This is a genomic window from Metabacillus sp. B2-18 (assembly GCF_021117275.1).
Classification (GTDB): Bacteria; Bacillota; Bacilli; order Bacillales; family Bacillaceae; genus Metabacillus.
Map to the genome: position 1 here is coordinate 3,565,782 of NZ_CP088245.1, position 21,904 is coordinate 3,587,685.

Here is a 21,904-nt window from a genome sequence, read left to right on the forward strand (position 1 = left end):
TTCAGACTGTCGACAAAAAGGGTTTGGAATGTAATACATTCCAAACCCTTTTTGCGATTTTATATTAATTTCGTTCAACTTTTATGAAAAAGAGACTCTTCGAGTCTCTATATTATACTATTACTGGACCTTTCCAAGTCCAGTTGGCCATCTTCTTTAAGTTCATGGCAGCAAAAGTAAGCATCGCCTGCATTGTCAATTTTTTGAGTCCCCTCAAAGTTGTCCAACGCATCCCATGCTTTTCTTTGGCATCCGCAAATACACGTTCAATTGTTTCTTTCCGTTTTGCATATATCGGTTTTACATCTTGATGATGACGTAGATGGTCTGCCTCTTCTACGTATTCTTGCCAGATATGGCGCGTCACCACTTTTTGGTGATCTTTACTCTTTGTACATTGAGCCAATAATGGACACGTTGCGCAAATGTGCTTTGGAGATTTGTACTCTCTATATCCCTCTTTAGTTGTTGTAGAGTATTTCAAGATTTCCCCAGCTGGACATAAGTAACAATCGAAGTGTTCATCATAAACATATTCATGTTTTCGGAAGAATCCATCTTTTGTACGTGGTCTTGTGTAAGGTACTGCTGGAATAATATTGTTTTCTATTAAGTACTTTGTAATCGCTGGAGTCTTATAAGCAGCATCTGCAGCAACAGCATTTGGTTTTCCTATTATCTCGCTTACATCTTCAACCAATGGCTCTAACATTTGACTGTCATGAATATTACCTGGTGTAACATCCACGCCTAATACAAAACCTTTGCGATCTGCTGCTGCGTGAAATGAATAGGCAAACTGTTTTGTGCGTTCGTCTTTAACGTAGTAACCACTTTCTGGATCAGTTGTACTTTCCTTGATTTCTTTTGATTCTGCCTTGTCAAACTTATCTGGTGAAAAAGGCTTTTTCCCATGATCTTCACGATCTTGATTAATCTCTTCTTGAAGACGCTCTTGGTAAGCTCTTGTTTCTTTCCGTACGACCTTCTTTTGAAATTTATGCTTATTAGCACTAGCTTTTACATGAGTAGAATCAATGAATATGTGTTCTGCACTAATAAGGTTTTTCTCTGCAGCACTCTTTAATATACGATAGAATATTTGTTCAAATATATCTGTATCTTTAAATCTACGTTCGTAATTTTTCCCGAAGGTAGAGAAGTGCGGTACTTTATCATGGAAACCATAGCCCAAGAACCATCGATAGGCCATGTTTGTTTGAACCTCTTCAATTGTCTTACGCATCGAACGAATACCGAAGGTATATTGAATGAAGGTTAGTTTAATCAGAATGACTGGATCAATACTCGGGCGGCCTACTTCAGAATACATATCTTCCACTAAGTCATAAATAAAAGAGAAATCAATCGCAGCCTCTATTTTGCGAACCAAATGGTCCGCTGGTACAAGTTGATCTAAAGCGATCATTTCAATTTGATCTCGTTGTATGGAATTATGTTTCGAAAGCATATTTATCACCTCAAGATTTTCTTAATACAAGTTTAAATTAAAAAAGACTGTAAGCAAACTCAATTTTCTTGAGTTTGTCTACAGTCTGAAGCAAGGGTGCTTTCACCCTTGCTTTTAAGCAAATTAATCTTCTTCTTCTTCATCACGTTCATCATAATTAGGCATTCCAAACATTTGACCACCTGGGGCTGGTTGCGCTGGATTGTATCCATAAGGACCTGCACCATATGGGGCATAACCTGGTTGGGCCATAAATGGTTGCTGATATGGTTGTTGATATGGCTGCTGATACGGTTGCTGAGCTGGAAAACCGCCATATGGTTGTGCCATAGGGTATCCGCCATATTGGTATGGATTTGCATATGGTGTTGGTCCTCCGCAACCACAATCATCTTGATCATATGCCGGTGCTACTGCCTGTGGATATGGCATACTTGGCATTTGTGGTTGGTTTTCATACTCATACTCATCAGGCATTTCATCATAAGCACCCATAACCTGGTTAGGATATCCAGTGAAGCCCGGTCCAGGCATAACTAGTGACACAGGTACTCCTGCATATGGATTTACTGGAAAGTTTGGTGCATATTGAGCAGGTGCTGCTTGTGGGTATGGCATATTTTGCATATGTCCCTGATTTTCATAATCATAATCATCATCTTCATCATATTCCTCAGGACTTAGTTGCGTTGGATAAGGTTGGTTCGGCATCATCCCCATCCCTGGTCCATATCCATATGGCATTTGCATTGGATAGTATGGAGCAGGTGGACAAAGACCTGATCCTGGTAAAACGGGTGAAACTGGTACCATATACTGCGGTGAAACATATTGCGGCTGGTACATTGCCGGCTGATTATAAGCAGGCATCTGCATTTGTGGCATATTAGGTACATTCGGGACATTTGCCATATTAGCTAAATTCGGCATGTTTGGTACATTAGGCATATTGGCCATATCTTTTAAGTCCTCCTTATCTTCTGTTGCTTCTGGTAAGTAAAATGGCTCTAGTTTTTCTTCTGCGTCTACTTTTGTCATATCAGGCAAGACATTTGCCGGTTTTGGTGGAAGTTGTGGATTTGCCATGTTTGGCATCATCGCCATATTCACCGTATAATAATTATTCACATCCATGCCAGTATATACCGGATGTTGCGCATTTGGTACAGGCGGTATATAGGGTTTTGATGGTTTTTCTGTTAAAGGCTCTTTTGGCATAGTGTCTTCAACATCTACTACTGCCTTTGGCTTTTCTTTTGCAAATGGATGCTCGGCGTTAGGCATTTGCTTCTGGATAGGAGCCTCCTCTTGAATTGGTGCAATTTGCTGTATAGGTGCCTCTTTTTTTATTGGCGCTGTTTGCTGTATAGGCGCTTCCTTCTTAATTGGTGCTTCTTTTTTTACAGCTACATTACCAGAAGGTACTTTGATCTTCATTCCAGGCATGATAAGATCTGGATTACTTAATTGTGTATTCATTCCTTTTAACTCTTCAAAATCAACTCCGTATTTTTTTGCAATTTTCCAAAGAGTGTCGCCTTTTTGTACAATATGAATTTTCAATGCTTTCCCTCCTAAGCCTAAAAATAAATCTAAGCCAACTTCTTCGATGAATGAATGAACATAATGATGATTGACAAATGAAGAAATCATTATGTTGCTTGAGCAAGTTATAAAGAATTCAGATAATGCCATTAATCTTCATAACAATTTATGAGTAAGAAATGGCGAATATGAATAAAATGATAATAAAAGTGGATAAACCTAATGGAAACAGACCTTGTTACAATACTATGATTCAGTGTTGAAAATTATTAGAGTTTTTTTAAAGAGAATTAAGTTATCTCATTAAAATAAAAAAAGAACCGACTAAGTCGATTCCTTTTAGGTGTATTTTATACATTTGCGAGCATACGATCTAATGCTAAAACAGCATCTTTTGTAATTTGTTCCGGTACAACAATTTGGTTAGAGATTTCTCCCTTTTCAAGTCCTTCTAAGGCCCAGAGAAGATGAGGCAAGTCAATGCGGTTCATTGTTAAACACGGGCACATAAATGGATTTAATGAGACAATTTTTTTATCTGAATGATTTTGGATGAGTCGATTAACAAGGTTCATTTCTGTTCCAATTGCCCACTTTGTTCCTGGTTCAGCTGCCTCGATCATATCAATAATATATTTAGTAGAACCGGCGTAATCAGATAAGCCAACAACTTCACGACTACATTCAGGGTGAACAATGATATTCATATCAGGCTCTGTTTTTCGGATATGTTCAATATTTTTTACTGTAAAATTCTCGTGAACAGAACAATGTCCCTTCCAAAGAATGACAACAATTTCTTCTACATGATTACCTTCATACTCCAGCTCATTCGTAATCGGATTCCAGATTGCCATTTTGTCTAAAGGAACCCCTAAATCATAAGCTGTGTTTCTTCCTAAATGCTGATCCGGTAAAAATAAAATCCGTTGTTTTTGAGTAAATGCCCATTCTAGCATTTTTTTTGCATTGGATGATGTTACCGTTGCTCCACCATTTTTACCAACAAATGCTTTAATTGCTGCAGTCGAGTTAACATAAGTTAGCGGAAGAATTGTATCTCCAAAAATCATTTGCAGCTTTTCCCACGCACGATCTGTTTGATCAATATCTGCCATATCGGCCATTGAACACCCGGCTCTCATATCAGGTAAAATTACTTTTTGATTTTCTGATGTTAACATATCTGCTGTTTCAGCCATAAAATGAACACCGCAAAATACAATATACTCAGCCTCTTTATTTAATGCTGCCGCTTGAGCTAATTGCAGAGAATCACCAGTAACATCAGAGAATTGGACAACTTCATCTTTTTGATAATGATGTCCTGGTATATAAAGCTTTGTACCGAATTTCTCTTTAATTTCCTTTACTCTTCTTTCCATTTCTTCAGTTGTTAAATTTTTATAGAATTCCGGCATCATTTCTTTCTTTTCGTGTTCAAGGATATCTAACAGTTCCATTGATGTTCCCCCCTATTTTACATTTAAGCTTATATCTAATGATCTGTATGAATGTGTAAGTATTCCTAAGGATATATAGTCAACATTCGTATGACGATAATCCGCTAAATTGTGCAAGCCAATTCCACCAGAAGCTTCAGTGATAATATGCTTTGGTGTTATTTCTGCAAATCTCGCTACCTCTTCTGGTGACCGATTATCAAACATAATCACATCCGCACCTGCATCAATCGCTTCTTGTAACTGCTCCTCTGTTTCAATTTCCACTTCAATTTTTATCATATGTCCCGTACTTTCTCTTACTTTATTTACAGCATTTTTAATTGAGCCAGAAAATGCGATATGATTATCTTTAATCATCACTCCATCATACAAGCCAAAACGATGATTAAATCCGCCACCACAACGAACAGCGTATTTTTCAAACATTCTTAAACCAGGAGATGTTTTTCTTGTATCACAAATCCTTGTAGTATTTGATTGAAGCAAGTGGATAGCTTTATTTGTTAATGTTGCAATTCCACTCATGCGTTGAAGCAGATTTAAGATAACACGTTCTCCACTTAAAATAACGGCAACCGGTCCTTCAATTTCTGCAATAATGTCTCCTTTTTGAAGAAGATCACCATCTTGTTTTTTTAGATTTACTATTACATCAGAATGAAATAAAGAATAACCAGCTTCAATAATGTTCACTCCTGCAAGTACTCCCTCTTCTTTCGCAAGAATAACAGCCTCTCCTCTAGCCTCCACGCCAAAGATCGTCTGACTGGATACATCTAATTCACCTAGGTCTTCTAAGAAAAACTCTTCCAACTTTTTCTTTAGTTTTATAACATTCACTTTTATACCCCCACAACCATTTCATTCTTTGATCTAAATACTTGTTTTCGATGCCATTTTTCTACTTGATTTGGATAATCTAAACGATAATGACCGCCTCTACTCTCAGTCCTGCTAAGAGAAGAAGTTGTGATCAACCAACCAACTGTCAGCATATTTGTTCTTTCTATTTCATCTATTGTGAAATCCTTCACATTAATATCCCAAAAAGAGATCTGATCCCGATAAGATTCAAACCATTGCTTTGCGAAAAGAAGCTCTTCCTCTGTTCTTTGAATTCCAACATATTTTGTCATGATTTCTTGAATTTCTTGTTTAGTCGGAAGTTTTTTGTTGTCATAATTACTATTTTTATTTGAGTGAAGATTAATATTCGTTGTAGTTTGATGTTCAAAAGGTTGTGATAAAAGATAAGTTGCCAATCTTTGACCGAATACAAGCCCTTCCAACAAAGAGTTGCTTGCTAACCGGTTGGCACCGTGTACACCTGTACATGCCGCTTCACCAATTGCATATAAGTTCTTAATACTTGTCTCCCCTTTATCATTTGTAACGATACCACCCATCAAAAAATGCATGCCAGGAGCAACGGGGATTTTTCCTAATTCAAGTTTTACTCCATATTTTCTGCAAAGTGCAGAAATCGTAGGAAATCTTAAAGAAAAGTTCTCGATCATAGAGATATCTAGAAAAACACGATTTCCTTTTTTCATTTCATAGAAAATGGCTCTTGAAACAATATCTCTTGAAGCCAAGTCAGCTTGAGGATGCAATTTACTCATAAAAGCTTCGTCATTTTGATTAATTAAAATGGCTCCTTCTCCTCGAACAGCCTCAGAAATAAGGCCAACACACTTTCCATCTATATGAAGCATCGTCGGATGAAATTGAATAAATTCCATATCAGCAATGTCTGCTCCTGCCCTATATGCCATTGCAATTCCATCACCCGTGATCACATCTGCATTTGAGGTATGCCCATAAACAGCTCCACAACCACCACTTGCAATAATTGTTTTACTTGCTAGGTATTGCTTACATTCCCCTTTGTTGTTTTTTGTATTAACACCAACACATTTTCCACTCTCAATCACTAGCTCGATCGCCATTTCATTTTCAATCATAGAAACATATTTTTTCGTCTTTTGATACAGAAAAGTGGTCAACTCTTTACCAGTTGCATCTCCACCAGCATGAATAATCCGATTCCTACTATGAGCCCCTTCTTTCCCAAGCAATAATTGTCCGTATGGATTAGTATCAAAATTCATTCCATTTTGTATTAACCCCTGAATCTCAGAAGGACCATCTTGTACAAGGTACTCAACGTTCTGCACATGATTATGATCACAACCAGCAGCCAATGTATCTTCATAATGAAGCTTCCAAGAATCTTTTGAATCTACTGCTGCAGCGACTCCACCTTGGGCAAGCATTGAATTACTTGCTGACCATGAAGACTTTGTAATGATTGTCACATTCAGGTAACGAAGATGATACGCAGCAGAAAGTGCCGCAAGTCCACTACCGATAATAATAACATCTGTTTGAGGCATAACACCCCTCCTGTAATTTACACCTGTCTTGACACCTATATTTACATAAATTTAAAATAATGACAAGAGTTTTTATTTCTATCTTTATAAGATTATTAGAATAATAGGGGTGATACCGTGATTTATCTTGACTATGCAGCAACAACACCAATGAGTGACAATGCTCTTCACATATATACGAAAGCCGCAAAAAGTGCATTTGGAAACAGCAGTAGCTTACATGATATTGGGGAAATTTCAGCAAAAACACTACATGCCTCTAGAAAAATCATTGGAGATTCTATTGGCGGAAATGAAAAAGGCGTTTATTTTACAAGCGGAGGTAGTGAAGCAAATATAGTTGCTGTTCAATCTTTATTAAATGGCTTAGATTCTAACAAAAAACATTTGATTACCACTGTAATGGAGCATTCTTCGCTTTTTACTTATTTCAAAAAGCTAGAATCTGAAGGGTTTGAAGTAACTTTCTTATCTCCTGATAAATATGGGAACATTTCATTATCTTCAGTAAAAAAGGCAATAAAGAGTGATACAGGACTTGTCTCCATTCAACACGGTAATTCAGAGATAGGAAGCATACAGCCTATTGAAGAAATTGGACTATCTTTAAAAGAAATGGGAATTATTTTTCATAGTGATTGTGTTCAAACATTTGGAAAAATACCTCTGAATGTTACCAATATTGATGCAATATCAATTTCAAGTCACAAAATTTACGGCCCTAAAGGAATCGGGGCAGCATATATAAATCCATCTATTCATTGGCACCCTGTCATACCAGGTACAACACACGAATTCGGGTTTCGACCTGGAACAGTCGATGTTCCTGCTGCTGCAGCATTTGCAACAGCAGCCAATGATATAATGACTAATAGAAATGACTTCTACAATCACTATCAAAAGTTAAAAAATTTGTTTATTGAGTTACTTCAGCCTTATAAGGAAAAAATAACTATATTAAACTGGGATGACAAGTTTCACTCCCTGCCAAACATACTGCCTATTATGGTCAAGGGAATCGAGGGACAATATGTCATGCTCGAATGTAATCGGTTTGGCTTTGCTGTATCAACAGGAAGTGCATGTCAAGTCGGAATGCAGGCTCCCCCGAAATCTGTTGTTGCATTAGGATATAGTGATCAAGAAGCAAAGCAATTTATTAGGGCGTCTTTCGGAAAGGATACTACGGAAGAACATATTAGACGTTTTACTGATATTTTAATAAGAATTGTAGAAAATTTCTAAAAAACTTGATGGAATATAAAAAGCAATGGTTTACTAGTGTATAGAGTGTACTCTGGAGGAATGAAAATGAAAGATAAAATATTAGGAGAAGAACGAAGAAGCCTATTATTAGACAGACTAATAAATGCCGAGGAGCCCATCACGGGTGGAGAGCTGGCAACTTTAGCGAATGTGAGCAGACAAGTTATTGTACAGGATATTTCGCTACTAAAAGCCAAAAACCATCCAATTATGGCAACAAGTCAAGGCTATGTTTATTTAAATAAAGAAGCGAATGAACAAAAATTGCATGAACGTATTATTGCATGTAGTCATAATCCTGAACGAACAGAAGAGGAACTAACCATTCTGGTGGATCACGGTGTTTTCATCAAAGATGTTATTGTTGAACATCCTGTTTACGGTGACTTAACAGCATCTATTATGGTTGGAAATCGAAATGATGTAAAAGAATTCATGAAAAAAATCAATCAGCATAATGCTGCTTATTTATCACAATTAACAGAAGGTCTACACCTTCATACGTTGCAGGCAGATACAAGCGAAAAATTAGATCTAGCTTGTGAAGAGTTAAGTAAGGCTGGATTTTTAGTAAAAGAATAAAGGTGACGCAAAAGTACACTATACGAATTAACATTACATTTCGTATAGTAATTCGTGCTAGGCTTAAAAAGCAATTTGGTAAGAAAATCAGCAAAGAAAAATGCTTGGAGATACTCCAAGCATTTTTTACACCAAGTGAAGCACCCGATTAAGCGATTACCAAATCTTCATGGATCACCAGGAAATAAGCTACTAAAATAAGCGGAGAGATTCCTCTTATTGAGGAAATAGCACGAAAAATAGATGTAATAGACGGAAAGATTCCGCTTATTTAATCAAAAAAGATGAAAAGGAACCATTTTAGTTTGCTTAACGGGGAAAATTCCGCTTATTTCCCCGAACCAAGCTCATTCTTCAGTCTAACCGGAAAAACTCCGCTTATTTAAACCATCGGTTATTCAAGTAAGGAGATCACTTTTCTTATTTTGCCTCTTTTTCTGCACCCTGCTTAATCATATAAGCATCATAAGTACCTAACAGCTTTACGCCGCAGCCAAGTGCTTCCAATTCTGAGATCGCTCCTGGTATTAAGACTTCATCTACTTTCATATCAATATCAATGATAAAAAAGTAGTTTCCTAAACCGGTTTTCATTGGTCTAGATTCGATTTTCGAAAGGTTTAGCTTCCGCCAGGTAAACGCGGATAACACTTGATGCAACGCACCTGACTGATCAGATGGCAAGGTAACCATTAATGTTGTTTTTTCCTTCTCCGACACCAATTTTGAGCTTGGATACTCCCCATCAAGAGACGGATGAACAATAGCAAAACGAGTATGATTATAATGATAATCATGAATATTTGCCTTTACTATTTCTAAACCATATTCCTCTGCTGCTAGCTTGTTTGCAATAGCTGCGACAAGTTCTTCGGAATGCTGACTCACATAGTAAGCTGCTGCTCCAGTTGATGTAGCATAGTCATATGTAATGCCTTTAAACGTTTTATGCAAAAATTTATGACATTGAGCAATAGCATGGGAATGAGAATAAACACGATTCACTTGTTCCCACTTCTCTCTATTAGCAGGATGAACCATAAAGTGTTGCTCGATTGGTGAAACAATTTCCCCTACTATATATAATGGTTGCTCATGGATTAAATAGTCTATCGTTAAATTTACTGATCCTTCAAGTGCATTTTCGGTAGGTACGACGGCAAAATCAATCTCCCCACCAGCTACTGCATCAATACATTGCGGTATTGTGGAGTAAGCTACTTGCTCAATGTCATCTCCAAAATATGATTGAACAGCTAAGTGGGTAAATGTTGCTTTCGGACCTAAAAAACCTACCTTAATTGCCAACTTCCATTCAACTCCTTATGCTCCTTGCCCTAAAATCTCAACCTTTTCAACAAACTCTAATCTTCTTAGCTTGGACATAAGCTGATTTATTTCTTCTGTCATCCCATTAGTATTAAGTGATAGCGTTACATTAGCACGGCCTTGAATTGGAATCGTTTGATGTATCGTTAACACATTACAACCAGCATTTGCGACAACAGATAACAAATGAGAAAGTGTACCACTACGATCTTCTAAGTGAAAAAAAAGGGTAATCAGTTTTTCTTTAACCATTGTGTGAAACGGAAACACAGCATCTCGATATTTATAAAAAGCGCTACGGCTCATATCAACACGCTGCACAGCTTCAGCTACAGAGTCTACCTTCCCTCTTTCTATTAACTTCTTTACCTCAAGTGTTTTTTTCATCGCTTCAGGTAATATATCCTCACGCACCAAATAAAAGGTATCGTCCTTCATGATTTCCCTCCCACTTTTTTCTCAATGTAGATAATTTATCACAATATTGGCTAAATTTCTTCCTTTTTTCAGAAGAAAAACGAAATTTCCTTATAAATTGACCAAAATATATGTATAGGTTTTAATTAAGACATAAAAAAAGAGAGCTAACGTTCAGCTCCCTACTAGCTTAGTTTAATCTGCTATTCAACGAATTCAAATTCATAATCCATTAATTTAACAATGTCTCCATCTTCTGCTCCACGTTCACGCAATGCTTCATCAACACCCAAGCCGCGAAGCTGACGTGCAAATCGTCTCACAGACTCTTCTCGAGAGAAATCTGTCATTTTGAAGAGTTTTTCGATTTTCTCTCCTGTTAGAACATATGCCCCTTCACTGTCACGAGAAATAGCAAAATTCGGCTCTTCTTTCTTGAACTCATACACAACACGATTTTCTGTTTCTTCTTCTTCATAAAGAGGAAATTCTGGAGCTTGTTCAATTGCATCTGCAACTGCGTATAATAGTTCTCGAACACCTTCTCTTGTGATGGCCGAAATAGGGAAAATTTGTAGATCTTCCTCTAACTTTTCTTTAAATGATTTAAGATTTTCCTCAGAATCAGGCATGTCCATTTTATTGGCTACAATAATTTGCGGTCTTTCTGTTAAACGTAAGTTATATTCCTTTAACTCCGCATTAATCGTTAAATAGTCTTCATAAGGATCTCTTCCCTCTAACCCGGACATATCAATCACATGAACAATAACACGCGTTCTTTCAATATGTCTAAGGAATTGATGACCTAAACCAATACCCTCATGAGCTCCTTCAATCAATCCTGGAAGGTCTGCCATAACGAAGCTTCTTCCATCTTCCGTTTCGACCATTCCTAAATTTGGAACTAGAGTTGTAAAGTGATATTCAGCAATTTTAGGTTTTGCAGATGACACAACGGATAATAATGTAGATTTACCTACACTTGGAAACCCAACTAATCCAACATCAGCTAATACCTTTAATTCTAAAATAACATTTCGCTCAATACCTGGTTCTCCGTTTTCTGAAAGCTCTGGAGCAGGGTTTGCAGGGGTAGCAAATCGACTATTCCCTCTACCACCACGGCCACCTTTTGCTATAACCGCTTGTTGTCCATGTTCAGTTAAATCGGCGATAACTTGTCCTGTTACTTCATCTGTCACAACAGTCCCTGGTGGAACTTTTACAATCATTGGTGAAGAATTTTTACCATGTTGATTTTTTGACATGCCATGTTCTCCACGAGGTGCCTTAAAATGACGTTTGTATCTAAAGTCCATTAACGTTCGTAGTCCTTCTTCTACTTCAAAAACAACGTCAGCTCCGTTGCCGCCATCACCACCAGCAGGACCTCCCTTTGGAACATACTTCTCGCGACGAAAGGCAACCATTCCGTTTCCACCGTCGCCACCTTTTACATAAACCTTGACCTGATCGACAAACATTTGTCTTCCTCCGTTCTACATACCTATACATAAAGTAAGCTTATATTCAGCTCACTATTAAAGAAAATGAGTAATTGGAATCACATGAGTGATAACGCCACCGTTATCTGGTATGTACTAATTTCCAGTTCATCTACCTGAATAGCATGATTCCCTGATCTTTCAAACCAATTCTTTATTTGCTCTTTATCTTTTAGTATGCCTTCAAAATCAAAAAAGAAACGAATTCCTTCTTCATTAGAATGACCTGTATTCAAAGTAATACTTACATGATTTTCACCCGAGTAATCAACGGTGTTATCTAGTATATCCAAAAATTCCTTACTCCATTTTGTAATTGGTTCATCATAGTGTGAAAAGCTCTTTATATCACCTAAAACTTCATATTCTAATGTAAAATGATGACTATACCAATTAAACGTCATGAGGTAACTTGCAAATAAAGGCATGTGCAGATTACACAACTTTGATTCTTGCTGTGCTTCAATGACAATCTCTTCAATAATATCCTGAACACGATCATATTTTTGTAGTGACATATTACCCTTAATTAACTGCAATTTATTCATCCAGTCATGCCGGGAATGACTTAAAAGATCAATAATATTCATATCATTTTGATTGTTTTTCATACAATTTCTCCTACTATTTAATTAAAATCATTTTCATAAAGGAGTTATACTTATTTTTAGGCTGTATTAAAAATTATAACAAACATTGTATTAGAACTTAAGGAGTAATTTCTAATTTAAGAAGAATTGTATTAAATGAAGTTGAAAATACGTGACGTGTAGTAGAGTTGAATAAGAATAGAGAGCTTATGTACTGTTCTAATTGTTGTTTTTTATCACTATAGATTCAATTGGATATTACTACATGAACATAACCATTTAATTAAAAAACTCTAACCTAGCCGGTTAGAGTTTTTCGTAAAATTAAGCTTCTTGAGCTACTGGATATACGCTAACTTTTTTACGGTCACGTCCGAAACGTTCGAACTTAACAACACCATCAACTTTTGCGAATAGTGTATCATCACCGCCACGGCCAACGTTTTCACCTGGGTAAATTTTTGTACCGCGTTGACGGTAAAGAATTGAACCACCAGAAACGAACTGACCATCTGCACGCTTAGCACCAAGACGTTTTGAGATAGAGTCACGACCGTTTTTAGTCGAACCTACCCCTTTCTTAGATGCGAAGAACTGAAGATCTAATCTTAACATGAAGTTTCACCTCCTGCTTAATGATGAGTTACCGAAATATATTGTCCATACTCTCTTTCAATTGTTTGTAATGAAACAACCATACCTTCTAATAACAATTGAACTTTGTCACTTGTTGATGCATCGAGATTTTCGGGGATTTCTACTTTGAGATATCCTCCTTCTCCTCCTTGATCAATTTGTGGTTCAATGTTTGTTAACGAGAGAACTGCATTAACAGCTCCGAAGGTAACAGCAGATGCTCCAGCGCAAACAATGTCTTTGCCGTATTCATCGAATTCAGCATGTCCAGATAAGATGAACGCTGTAATTAGTCCCTCATTTGAACGATAAATTTTGGCATTTATCATTTCAAATCGCCTTACGCGTTGATTTTTTCAATAACAACTTTTGTGTAAGGCTGACGGTGACCTTGCTTTTTACGGTAGTTTTTCTTAGCTTTGTATTTGAAAACAGTGATTTTCTTTTGACGACCTTGTTTTTCAACTTTAGCCGTAACAGAAGCACCACTTACAGTTGGGCTACCAACTTGAACGTTGTCTCCACCTACAAATAAAACTTTGTCAAACGTAACAGTTTCACCTTGGTCAGCAGCTAGTTTTTCAACGTAGATAACTTGACCTTCTTCAACCTTGATTTGTTTACCACCAGTTTCGATAATTGCGTACATTCTCTGCACCTCCTATAGACTAAGACTCGCCAAAATCAGGTGAATGCCATAGCATTACTTACTACCATATTTTGAGCGGTTGTAGCACGGTGCGCTACAAGTCATAACATTAAACATATTATCAAAAACATAAAGATTATGCAATAGATTTTTCTTTAAACTTTATTTTACTTTGAATATGTGCGAACCCTTTCCATTATTGATTGATAATCGCCAAACTGTTTTATCCGATAGCTTGGGTTCGAGGTATGATACTCAGAACATATAATAGTTATTTTTAATATTTCCTCAAGTTTTATAAGATGTTCATTATTTTCACCGGCTAACAAGTGTATAACATCATTAGTTGCTTCAATCCACACAGCTTCCTCATCCATAAACTGATATTCCCATAGTTCCCGTTCAAGCTTAAAAGCGATAGCTTCTGCTGATGGCATTCGCCCTGTACCTTTGCAAAGTCTACATGGTTCGGTTATAGAAATATCGACAGGTTGTCGAACCTTTTTCCTTGTTATTTGTAAAATATTTAACTCGGTAAATCCTAAAACCTTATGCTGTACACGGTCTTGTTTCATTTGTTTCTTTACTGTTTCTTCAATAAACTGTCGATCTTCCTTTTGCTTCATATCAATAAAATCAATTAAAATAATGCCACTATGATTACGAAGGCGAATTTGTTTTGCAGCCTCAATTGCGGCCAATTCATTTGTTTTCAAAACGGTGTCACGCATCGATAATTTCCCGGAAAATTTCCCGGTATTTACGTCAATTATCGTCATGGCCTCTGTTTGCTCAATAATGATGTATGCACCGTTCTTTAACCAAACAATTTGTTTCAATAATTTCTCTATTTCCTGCTCGATTTTATAAAATGAGAATATTCCCTCCTTTTTATCATGATAAACGATTGATGACTCGGGGTATTCTGTTTTAAGGCTCTGCACACGTTCAAGTTGATCACTAATTAACGTGTCTTCCTTCCTGATAGACATTTCATTCATAAGACGATCAACAAAACTCCTTGCTTCATATACACATTGTGGCTTCGAAATAGCTATCTTTTTCACTTGTTCAAACTTCATCTTCAGACTATTATACTCTTCTTCTAAATCTTTCTTGGATTTCCCTTTGCTTGCCGTACGCAAAAGAATCCCCTCTTGATTCTTACAAAATTCCTCTGTAAGAGCCAAAAGGCGATTTCTCTCTGTTTCATCTGTGATCTTTTTAGACACAGCTTTATAATTGCCATAAGGCATATACACTAAATGACTGCCACCAAATTCAATATTTGTTGTTAGTTTAGGTCCTTTTTGATCTGTTCCGCTTTTAACCACTTGAACAAGCAGCAGCTCACCTTCTCTAACATAATGAGAGACGGATGATTTTGTAGAAGATTCGGCAAGTTGAAAGCTCACCAAATCATTACGATGCAAATAGCCGTTATGAGGTAATCCGATATCAACAAACGCAGCCTGCATACCTGGCAAAACCTTTTTAACACGACCTGCAAAAATATTTCCTACAATTTCATCTTCTGAGGAATATGATTGATGGATTTCAACGAGTTGCTCTTCCTCAAGAACAGCACATCTTGTTTCTTTTGTTTTTTCATTTATGATTATTCTTCTCACAGTTATGAACTCTCTTTCTCTAACTTAAATTCAACGTAAGTGTAATTTTACTATACCATAACATGGACAAGAGAATTAATAGGCATACACAAGATCACCTATTTTTGAATCTGTTAATTTATCAGCAAAATAAGCATGCAGTAACTCATTTTCATCCATTTGAGAAATCTTCACGCCATCTCTTTCAACAATTATTAAGTGCTTACAGCCTCTTTGAAATTGAAGAAGCACATCATAAATGAGCTCATTTTCTTCCACAACAATTGGCTTTATATGATTAATTGATGCCTGTTTTCCATAATATCTTTCCATTAAAAATCGTAGACAACTGTACATTCTGTTTTTATGTTCATGATACAAACTATAAATAAGGAAAGTAGTAATGATCCACATATTAAGATGTGTTGGTGAAAACAACACCGTACTCACTACGTATAATCCTAAAAAGATAAGAGAAGAAATCATCATATGAAAGTGGGCTTTTTGATATGACCAAAAATTTGAGAATAAAATAAATAACAGCTTTCCGCCATCAAGGGGCCAGATTGGTAATAAATTAAAAAGAAGAATGGTCATATTATAAAACGAAAACAGTTGATAATCATCCGGGTTTACGAACCCGAAAAAATACAATAGAAAAACTGTACCTTGAAGCCAAAGATGCTGGATAGGACCTGCAAGCACCACAATAAACTCTTCTTTTAATGAGCGATTACCATGTTCATCAACCTCGGCAACCCCACCAAATGGGAGAAGCATAATATTTTTTATCCTCCAAGAAAAAAAATGAGCACTTATTGCATGGCCCATTTCATGTACAAAAATAATAATCATTAAAAAGAAGAGGGGTTTGAAATTTGCAGTAACGATACTAATAGCAATCATGACCCATAACAAAGGATGTATATGAATTTTTTGTAGAAGTGAAAGATATTTACTCAAATTGAATCACCTGAATTGGGTCTATAAATGCATCGCCCTTTTTAATCGCAAAATAATACGTTCCTTTTTGATTTTCAGAAAGTTTTATTTTACCTAACTCCTTACCTTTTTCAACATAGTCATAAAGAGCAACATCCACTTTATCTAAGTTTCCATACCATGACTTTGTGCCATCAGCATGTTGAAGAACAATCGTAAGCCCTGTTTGATCTTTTTCGCCAGCTTCGATGATAATCCCCTCATTCATCGCTTCAACAGATGGTCGATTCGTTTCCACCATTATTCCTTGTCCATTGTCTTTAAATGACTCTAACACCTTACCTGAGGCCGGTACAGCAAGTTGTACCATTTGAGTATCGTTCTCTGTCTCTGTTTTGTTTTCGTCCTTTGGTTGAAATAAAGCTAGTGGTTCTCCAAACTGATCTTGATACCATTTAGATACAGTCGCAAATTGAAACTCTTCCTCAAGTGAATAATTGATTACCGATTTAGCTTGATCAAACATCGGTGCTCCATTTTTAAAGACAATCGCTGTGACAAGAACCAATATAGCAGAAAATAAGATCTTAAACATAAATACTTCTGTTCGAAAGAGTGGGTGTCCTCCGTTTGGCTTGCCAGGTCCCCCCTCATATGTAGGAGGAGAATAAATACCACCATATCGCTCTTCATCACTTATAAATAAGGAGGTACGACTTGGTTCGTGACTATTTCCATTTGATAAACCTTTTTCGCGTTTCCGCTTTGCAATTCTTTTTCTTACTTCATCCGCTCGATGACTCATCCCCATCCATCCTTTTAGCAAGTTTGTACAAGTGTATGCCTTGTCCTGCCAGGATATGAACAAAAAATGACCGGTATCAAAATTCACCATTGTAAAATGGTTAGAATTAAGACACCAGTCATTTAATCTATAAATCTAGTATTTAAACTCGTACACCGAAGAATTTTTTTAGTTTTACAAACATCCCTTTATTTTGATCTTCTAAAGATTGTAATGGGACGGATTCTCCAAGAATTCGACGAGCAATATTTCTGTAGGCAATTGCTGCACGGTTATCTGGATTCATCGCAATCGGCTCACCATTGTTAGATGCCTTAATAACATCATCATCATCAGCGACAATGCCGATTAAATCAATCGATAAATGTGTCACTATTTCATCTACATCAAGCATATCTCCATTTTTCACTAAATGGTTGCGAATTCGATTAACAATAAGTTTAGGTGGTTCAATTTCTTCTTGTTCTAGTAACCCAATAATTCGGTCTGCATCACGAACAGCTGAAATTTCAGGTGTTGTAACAACAATTGCTTTATCCGCACCGGCCACCGCATTTTTATATCCTTGTTCGATGCCAGCAGGACAGTCAATAACGATATAATCATAATCTTGTTTTAATTCATTAATGAGCTTTTTCATTTGTTCCGGTTTAACAGCCGTTTTATCACTTGTTTGCGCAGCAGGTAATAAATATAGTAAATCCTCAAAACGCTTGTCCTTTACAAGTGCCTGATGCATTTTACAACGACCTTCAACCACATCTACTAAATCATAAATAATTCGGTTCTCAAGCCCCATTACAACATCCAGGTTTCGAAGACCGATGTCTGTATCTACTAGACAAACTCGTTTGCCTAATATAGCTAAAGCTGTCCCAATATTTGCCGATGTCGTTGTCTTACCAACGCCACCTTTACCTGAGGTAATGACAATTGCTTCACCCATTGTTAGATTCCCCCTTCAAACCTCGTTAAATTCGGTCGTAGATGAGTAAGTTGCTGTAATCTCTCAATTACCATTTCTTCGTCTTCATTAATATAAGCACATTCCATCTCATTACCTTCGTTTGGTATATGATCTGGAGCCCGATTAATAACCTCACCGATGCGCAGCTGTGTTGGCTTCATTATTGAAGCAGCAATTACAGCTTGTTGATTTCCATTTACACCAGCATGCGCAATACCTCTTAACGCTCCTAGAACAAAAATATTCCCAGTGGCACTTACTGTTCCACCTGGATTCACATCACCTATTAGCAGTAGATCTCCATTCACCTTAAGAACTTGACCGGAGCGCACAATTTTCGTAATAGAAACGATCTCCGTCTCTCTTTTTAATCTTAGTGCCTCATCCTTCGTCATAACATTACTATCAATTGACTCTACCAAAAGATTCCGCTTCTGCTTAATAACCGATTCTAGTTTTTCTCGCTGATTCTTATCTATGAAACGATTTCCAACCTTTACATTAACTCCAATAACCGGACCGCCTTGTTGAACATATTGCTTTAAAGACAGCATTTCCTCAAGCTCCTGGAGCAATTGGTCAAAAGAACATGAATCATCGAGATGTAACGTTAAGCCATCTTTAGTGCCTTTTATCGTAACATATTGCTGTTTTTGGACCTTCATGACGTTCACCTCAACGATTTTACTATTCGACAGAAATGCTCTAAATCCTTTTTATACTATCAAATAATATAAGATTTTAGGAAAGATAGTATATGAAAAACTAAGACTTTTGCCATAGAACTTGATAATAAGCCGAGTTTTTCTAATGTAATCATATCATTCATTTTATATTGAATGTTATAGGAACCTCATTGCCAGTTAATCTTAATCCTCTGACTCTGCCAACTTTAATTTCGTTAAAAATGTTTTTAATGGATAAATAAATAAACCAGCAACAACAAGATTCATTGCCAAGGTTGGAAGTAACCTTAACGTTGTAAAATCATAGAGAGACATTTTTGTTGCATCAATTAAATAGTTAATTCCATAAACATAGTATTCAAGCACAGATATAGCTAAGAGAGTAAGAAATAATACAATTAATACGTGTCCATGTAGTACCTTCATTGCCTTTGATATAAGATAGGCCAAGAATCCGTATGCAAAAAGATAAATTCCCATGACTTCAATATAAATAATATCGTGTAAAAGTCCAAATATAAAGCCAAATAACATACCTTGGGTACGATTTAAGTATACAGTTATGAAAATGACAAAAATTAAAATAAATCTCGGAACAAATATATAATCTTCGGATATAAATGAAAGTGAAACTAAATGTGCAAAGATGCTTTCACTTATAAAAGAAAAAAAGACAAGAAAAGGAAGAATGAAACGTCTCAAGATTCCTCCTCCTCCTCTTCAGCCAATGCTTCCACCGGATCTTCTGATGCTGCGTTTCGCTTCGCTACCCATACCCGGTCAATATCGTAAAAATTAGCTGCAGGCTTTACATAGGCCATTTGTTCCAACCCATAAGAATCAGGCTCTACTTCGGTAATCTCCCCAATAAGAATTCCTCCAGGGAAAACTCCTCCTATGCCTGCTGTTATGACTTTTTGACCTTCCACAAGCTTAACATTTGATTCAATTCGACGAAGCAGAAGGGCTCCTTTTTCTTCGTCATAACCTTCAATTAACCCTGTAATTTTCTCATTATTTTTAGTTGTGTCGTTTTCTTTTTCATCACCATCTGCTACTGGCAGTGGTTGCACCTCAGCTGATATTCGATTTTTCAAATCTGTTGCACTTAAAAGTTGTACAGTCGATGTGAATTGAGAGGTTGATTTTACTTTCCCAACCAGTCCCTGTGCTGTGACAACAGCCATGTTCGGCTCAACCCCGTCTTGTTCTCCTTTATCAATGGATACATAGTCATACCATTTATCTGGATTTCGACCTATAACAGCTGAAAATATTGGATTATAATCCCTTAAATCGGCAACCTTTCCAAGCTCAGCCTTTAGTTTTTCATTTTCAATTTTGTACTCTTGTAAATCAGCTTCAAGCTGCATATATTCATCAAGTCTACTTTTTAGTAGCTCATTTTCTTCATACGTATTTTTTAAATCGTTCACATTTTCAAAGAAGTTTGATACGTATGTTGCAGGCTTATGAAAAATTGATTGAAAAACACTTACGGTGTCTTGCAAAAATTGTTCCGGCCATGATAGCTCTCGATTATCTTTTAAAGAAAAACCAATCAATGCCACTAAAACGATCACACTTACTAGTAACAAGATAAGGCGTTTATTTAGAAAAAACTGTGGCATGATGAACACCCTCTTATTTCTAATTTAGTAGAAAAACTCGGCTTAGCGCCAAGTAGAATGGCGAAAACCTTTGTCTTTTTTATCCTATTATTGCAGGAGAATCTTATTCTTCTTACTAACATAAAACAGAGCCAGCACTGCGAGTCAGTACCAGCCTGATTTATAAAACTATTGCTTACAAAAGTTAACGACTGTCTCTAGCTTTATTTTTAAACAAATGAATATGCTCTAAAGCTTTACCTGTTCCGATTGCAACACAATCTAACGGATCTTCTGCAATTAATACCGGCATATTCGTTTCTTCACCAATCACCTTATCAAGGTTGCGAAGAAGGGCTCCCCCTCCTGTTAACACAATTCCACGATCCATAATATCCGCAGCAAGCTCTGGTGGAGTTTTTTCCAATGTATTTTTCACTGAATCAACAATCATATAAACCGTGTCTTTTAGGGCTTCGGCAATTTCCTCAGCCGTAATCTCAATTGTTTTCGGTAATCCTGTTAATAAGTCACGTCCACGAATATCCATGTTTTCCACGCCATCAGGAGAACCTGCTGAACCAATTTCTACTTTGATCGCTTCAGCCGTACGATCACCAATCATTAAGTTATATGTTTTGCGAATGTATGTAGTAATAGCCTCATCCATTTCATCACCGGCAACACGAATTGATTGACTTGTAACAATTCCACCTAGTGAAATAATGGCTACTTCCGTCGTTCCTCCACCAATATCAACAACCATACTACCTGTTGGTTCCCAAACAGGCAGATTTGCACCGATAGCAGCAGCAAATGGCTCTTCTATTGTATAAGCATCACGGGCACCTGCTTGTCTTGTTGCATCAATAACTGCTCTTTCCTCTACCGCTGTTATACCTGAAGGAACACAAACCATAACATAAGGCTTTCTTGAGAAAACACCTTTTGTTTTCGTTGCTTGCTTAATATAATACTTCATCATTGTTGCTGTTGTTTCATAATCCGCAATAACGCCATCCTTCATTGGTCGAAGGGCAACGACATTTCCTGGCGTACGTCCGATCATGTTTTTTGCATCATTACCAACGGCAACAATTTGCTTTGTGTCTGTTTGCAGAGCAACTACAGATGGCTCCCTAACAACAATTCCTCTTCCTTTAACAAACACAAGTGTGTTTGCAGTCCCCAAATCTATTCCAAGGTCTCTTGTACCAATACCGAACATAGGGTGTATCTTCCTTTCTGAAACGAAATATGCTTTTGCTTATTTTTATGAAAATTGACAGAATGCAACTTTCTTCTTTTTGAGGTTAGCTTGCTCGTTACTAACAAGTGAGTTCTTTTTCGTAACTTTTCTTCATCTTCCATAAAAACATGAGCTTTTTTGGTGACCCTAAAAAACCCATAAGACTTATTATATCGTAAT

Annotated in this window: 22 protein-coding genes and 1 other annotated feature; of the genes, 2 read left to right on the forward strand and 20 right to left on the reverse strand. The window is 36.8% G+C overall.

All coding sequences use genetic code 11. From position 1 onward, the window contains the following. Positions 1 to 112: 112 nt before the first annotated feature. The 5 genes from LPC09_RS18180 to nadB form a co-directional block, all read right to left on the reverse strand. Positions 113 to 1,471 (reverse strand): IS1182 family transposase, encoded by a 1,359-nt coding sequence (locus LPC09_RS18180; protein ID WP_098799807.1) that lies wholly within the window; start codon positions 1,469 to 1,471, stop codon positions 113 to 115. A 123-nt stretch (positions 1,472 to 1,594) separates the two neighbouring features. Beyond that, a complete protein-coding gene (gene safA / locus LPC09_RS18185) occupies positions 1,595 to 3,034 on the reverse strand; it encodes a SafA/ExsA family spore coat assembly protein (protein WP_098798784.1) in 1,440 nt (479 codons plus the stop codon). Between the two features lie 332 nt (positions 3,035 to 3,366). After that, on the reverse strand, positions 3,367 to 4,479 hold the full coding sequence (nadA, locus tag LPC09_RS18190) for a quinolinate synthase NadA (RefSeq protein WP_098798764.1): 1,113 nt from the start codon (positions 4,477 to 4,479) through the stop codon (positions 3,367 to 3,369). A 12-nt stretch (positions 4,480 to 4,491) separates the two neighbouring features. Beyond that, positions 4,492 to 5,322, reverse strand: a complete 831-nt coding sequence (nadC, locus tag LPC09_RS18195) for a carboxylating nicotinate-nucleotide diphosphorylase (protein ID WP_098798762.1) — start codon at positions 5,320 to 5,322, stop codon at positions 4,492 to 4,494. A gap of 2 nt (positions 5,323 to 5,324) precedes the next feature. Further along, positions 5,325 to 6,878: an L-aspartate oxidase gene (gene nadB, locus LPC09_RS18200; protein ID WP_098798760.1), complete on the reverse strand. Its 1,554-nt coding sequence runs from the start codon at positions 6,876 to 6,878 to the stop codon at positions 5,325 to 5,327. A 117-nt stretch (positions 6,879 to 6,995) separates the two neighbouring features. Here nadB and LPC09_RS18205 point away from each other — a divergent pair, with 117 nt between their 5' ends. Both LPC09_RS18205 and LPC09_RS18210 read left to right on the forward strand, forming a co-directional pair. Further along, the gene (locus tag LPC09_RS18205; protein ID WP_098798759.1) at positions 6,996 to 8,123 is read left to right on the forward strand and encodes an IscS subfamily cysteine desulfurase; all 1,128 of its coding nucleotides are present in this window, start codon (positions 6,996 to 6,998) and stop codon (positions 8,121 to 8,123) included. Between the two features lie 60 nt (positions 8,124 to 8,183). Beyond that, on the forward strand, positions 8,184 to 8,726 hold the full coding sequence (locus LPC09_RS18210) for a transcription repressor NadR (protein ID WP_098798758.1): 543 nt from the start codon (positions 8,184 to 8,186) through the stop codon (positions 8,724 to 8,726). Between the two features lie 420 nt (positions 8,727 to 9,146). Here the strand turns inward: LPC09_RS18210 and pheA are convergent, their stop codons facing one another. The 15 genes from pheA to LPC09_RS18285 all read right to left on the reverse strand — a co-directional run bounded on the left by pheA (position 9,147) and on the right by LPC09_RS18285 (position 21,703). After that, a complete protein-coding gene (pheA, locus tag LPC09_RS18215; protein WP_098798782.1) occupies positions 9,147 to 10,028 on the reverse strand; it encodes a prephenate dehydratase in 882 nt (293 codons plus the stop codon). Positions 10,029 to 10,049: 21 nt separating this feature from the next. Continuing rightward, complete coding sequence (locus LPC09_RS18220; RefSeq protein ID WP_098798757.1) at positions 10,050 to 10,493, reverse strand: ACT domain-containing protein; 444 nt, start codon at positions 10,491 to 10,493, stop codon at positions 10,050 to 10,052. 182 nt (positions 10,494 to 10,675) lie between these two features. After that, positions 10,676 to 11,959 (reverse strand): GTPase ObgE, encoded by a 1,284-nt coding sequence (gene obgE, locus LPC09_RS18225; protein ID WP_098798755.1) that lies wholly within the window; start codon positions 11,957 to 11,959, stop codon positions 10,676 to 10,678. An 80-nt stretch (positions 11,960 to 12,039) separates the two neighbouring features. Continuing rightward, on the reverse strand, positions 12,040 to 12,591 hold the full coding sequence (locus tag LPC09_RS18230; RefSeq protein ID WP_098798753.1) for a sporulation initiation phosphotransferase B: 552 nt from the start codon (positions 12,589 to 12,591) through the stop codon (positions 12,040 to 12,042). 303 nt (positions 12,592 to 12,894) lie between these two features. Beyond that, entirely contained in the window at positions 12,895 to 13,185 is a 291-nt protein-coding gene (gene rpmA, locus LPC09_RS18235; RefSeq protein ID WP_026558613.1) for a 50S ribosomal protein L27, read from the reverse strand. Positions 13,186 to 13,202: 17 nt separating this feature from the next. Beyond that, positions 13,203 to 13,535, reverse strand: coding sequence for a ribosomal-processing cysteine protease Prp (locus LPC09_RS18240; RefSeq protein WP_098798750.1), 333 nt, complete (start codon positions 13,533 to 13,535; stop codon positions 13,203 to 13,205). 11 nt (positions 13,536 to 13,546) lie between these two features. Beyond that, positions 13,547 to 13,855, reverse strand: a complete 309-nt coding sequence (gene rplU / locus LPC09_RS18245) for a 50S ribosomal protein L21 (RefSeq protein WP_098798749.1) — start codon at positions 13,853 to 13,855, stop codon at positions 13,547 to 13,549. A 12-nt stretch (positions 13,856 to 13,867) separates the two neighbouring features. Further along, positions 13,868 to 13,946, reverse strand: a sequence feature (ribosomal protein L21 leader region). Between the two features lie 76 nt (positions 13,947 to 14,022). Further along, positions 14,023 to 15,486 (reverse strand): Rne/Rng family ribonuclease, encoded by a 1,464-nt coding sequence (locus LPC09_RS18250; RefSeq protein WP_176551170.1) that lies wholly within the window; start codon positions 15,484 to 15,486, stop codon positions 14,023 to 14,025. 75 nt (positions 15,487 to 15,561) lie between these two features. Next, positions 15,562 to 16,428: a M50 family metallopeptidase gene (locus tag LPC09_RS18255; RefSeq protein ID WP_098798745.1), complete on the reverse strand. Its 867-nt coding sequence runs from the start codon at positions 16,426 to 16,428 to the stop codon at positions 15,562 to 15,564. Next, positions 16,421 to 17,212 carry a M23 family metallopeptidase gene (locus tag LPC09_RS18260; RefSeq protein WP_098798744.1) on the reverse strand — a complete coding sequence of 264 codons (792 nt, stop codon included), beginning with the start codon at positions 17,210 to 17,212 and terminating at the stop codon, positions 16,421 to 16,423. The genes LPC09_RS18255 and LPC09_RS18260 overlap by 8 nt, the downstream gene beginning before the upstream one ends. A 142-nt stretch (positions 17,213 to 17,354) precedes the next feature. Continuing rightward, complete coding sequence (minD, locus tag LPC09_RS18265; RefSeq protein ID WP_098798742.1) at positions 17,355 to 18,158, reverse strand: septum site-determining protein MinD; 804 nt, start codon at positions 18,156 to 18,158, stop codon at positions 17,355 to 17,357. 2 nt (positions 18,159 to 18,160) lie between these two features. Further along, positions 18,161 to 18,844 carry a septum site-determining protein MinC gene (minC, locus tag LPC09_RS18270; protein ID WP_098798741.1) on the reverse strand — a complete coding sequence of 228 codons (684 nt, stop codon included), beginning with the start codon at positions 18,842 to 18,844 and terminating at the stop codon, positions 18,161 to 18,163. A gap of 204 nt (positions 18,845 to 19,048) precedes the next feature. Continuing rightward, positions 19,049 to 19,567: a rod shape-determining protein MreD gene (gene mreD, locus LPC09_RS18275; RefSeq protein ID WP_176551169.1), complete on the reverse strand. Its 519-nt coding sequence runs from the start codon at positions 19,565 to 19,567 to the stop codon at positions 19,049 to 19,051. Then, positions 19,564 to 20,496 (reverse strand): rod shape-determining protein MreC, encoded by a 933-nt coding sequence (gene mreC, locus LPC09_RS18280; RefSeq protein WP_098798739.1) that lies wholly within the window; start codon positions 20,494 to 20,496, stop codon positions 19,564 to 19,566. Before mreC ends, mreD begins: the two co-directional genes overlap by 4 nt. A gap of 184 nt (positions 20,497 to 20,680) precedes the next feature. Continuing rightward, entirely contained in the window at positions 20,681 to 21,703 is a 1,023-nt protein-coding gene (locus LPC09_RS18285; protein ID WP_098798738.1) for a rod shape-determining protein, read from the reverse strand. Positions 21,704 to 21,904 lie beyond the last annotated feature (201 nt).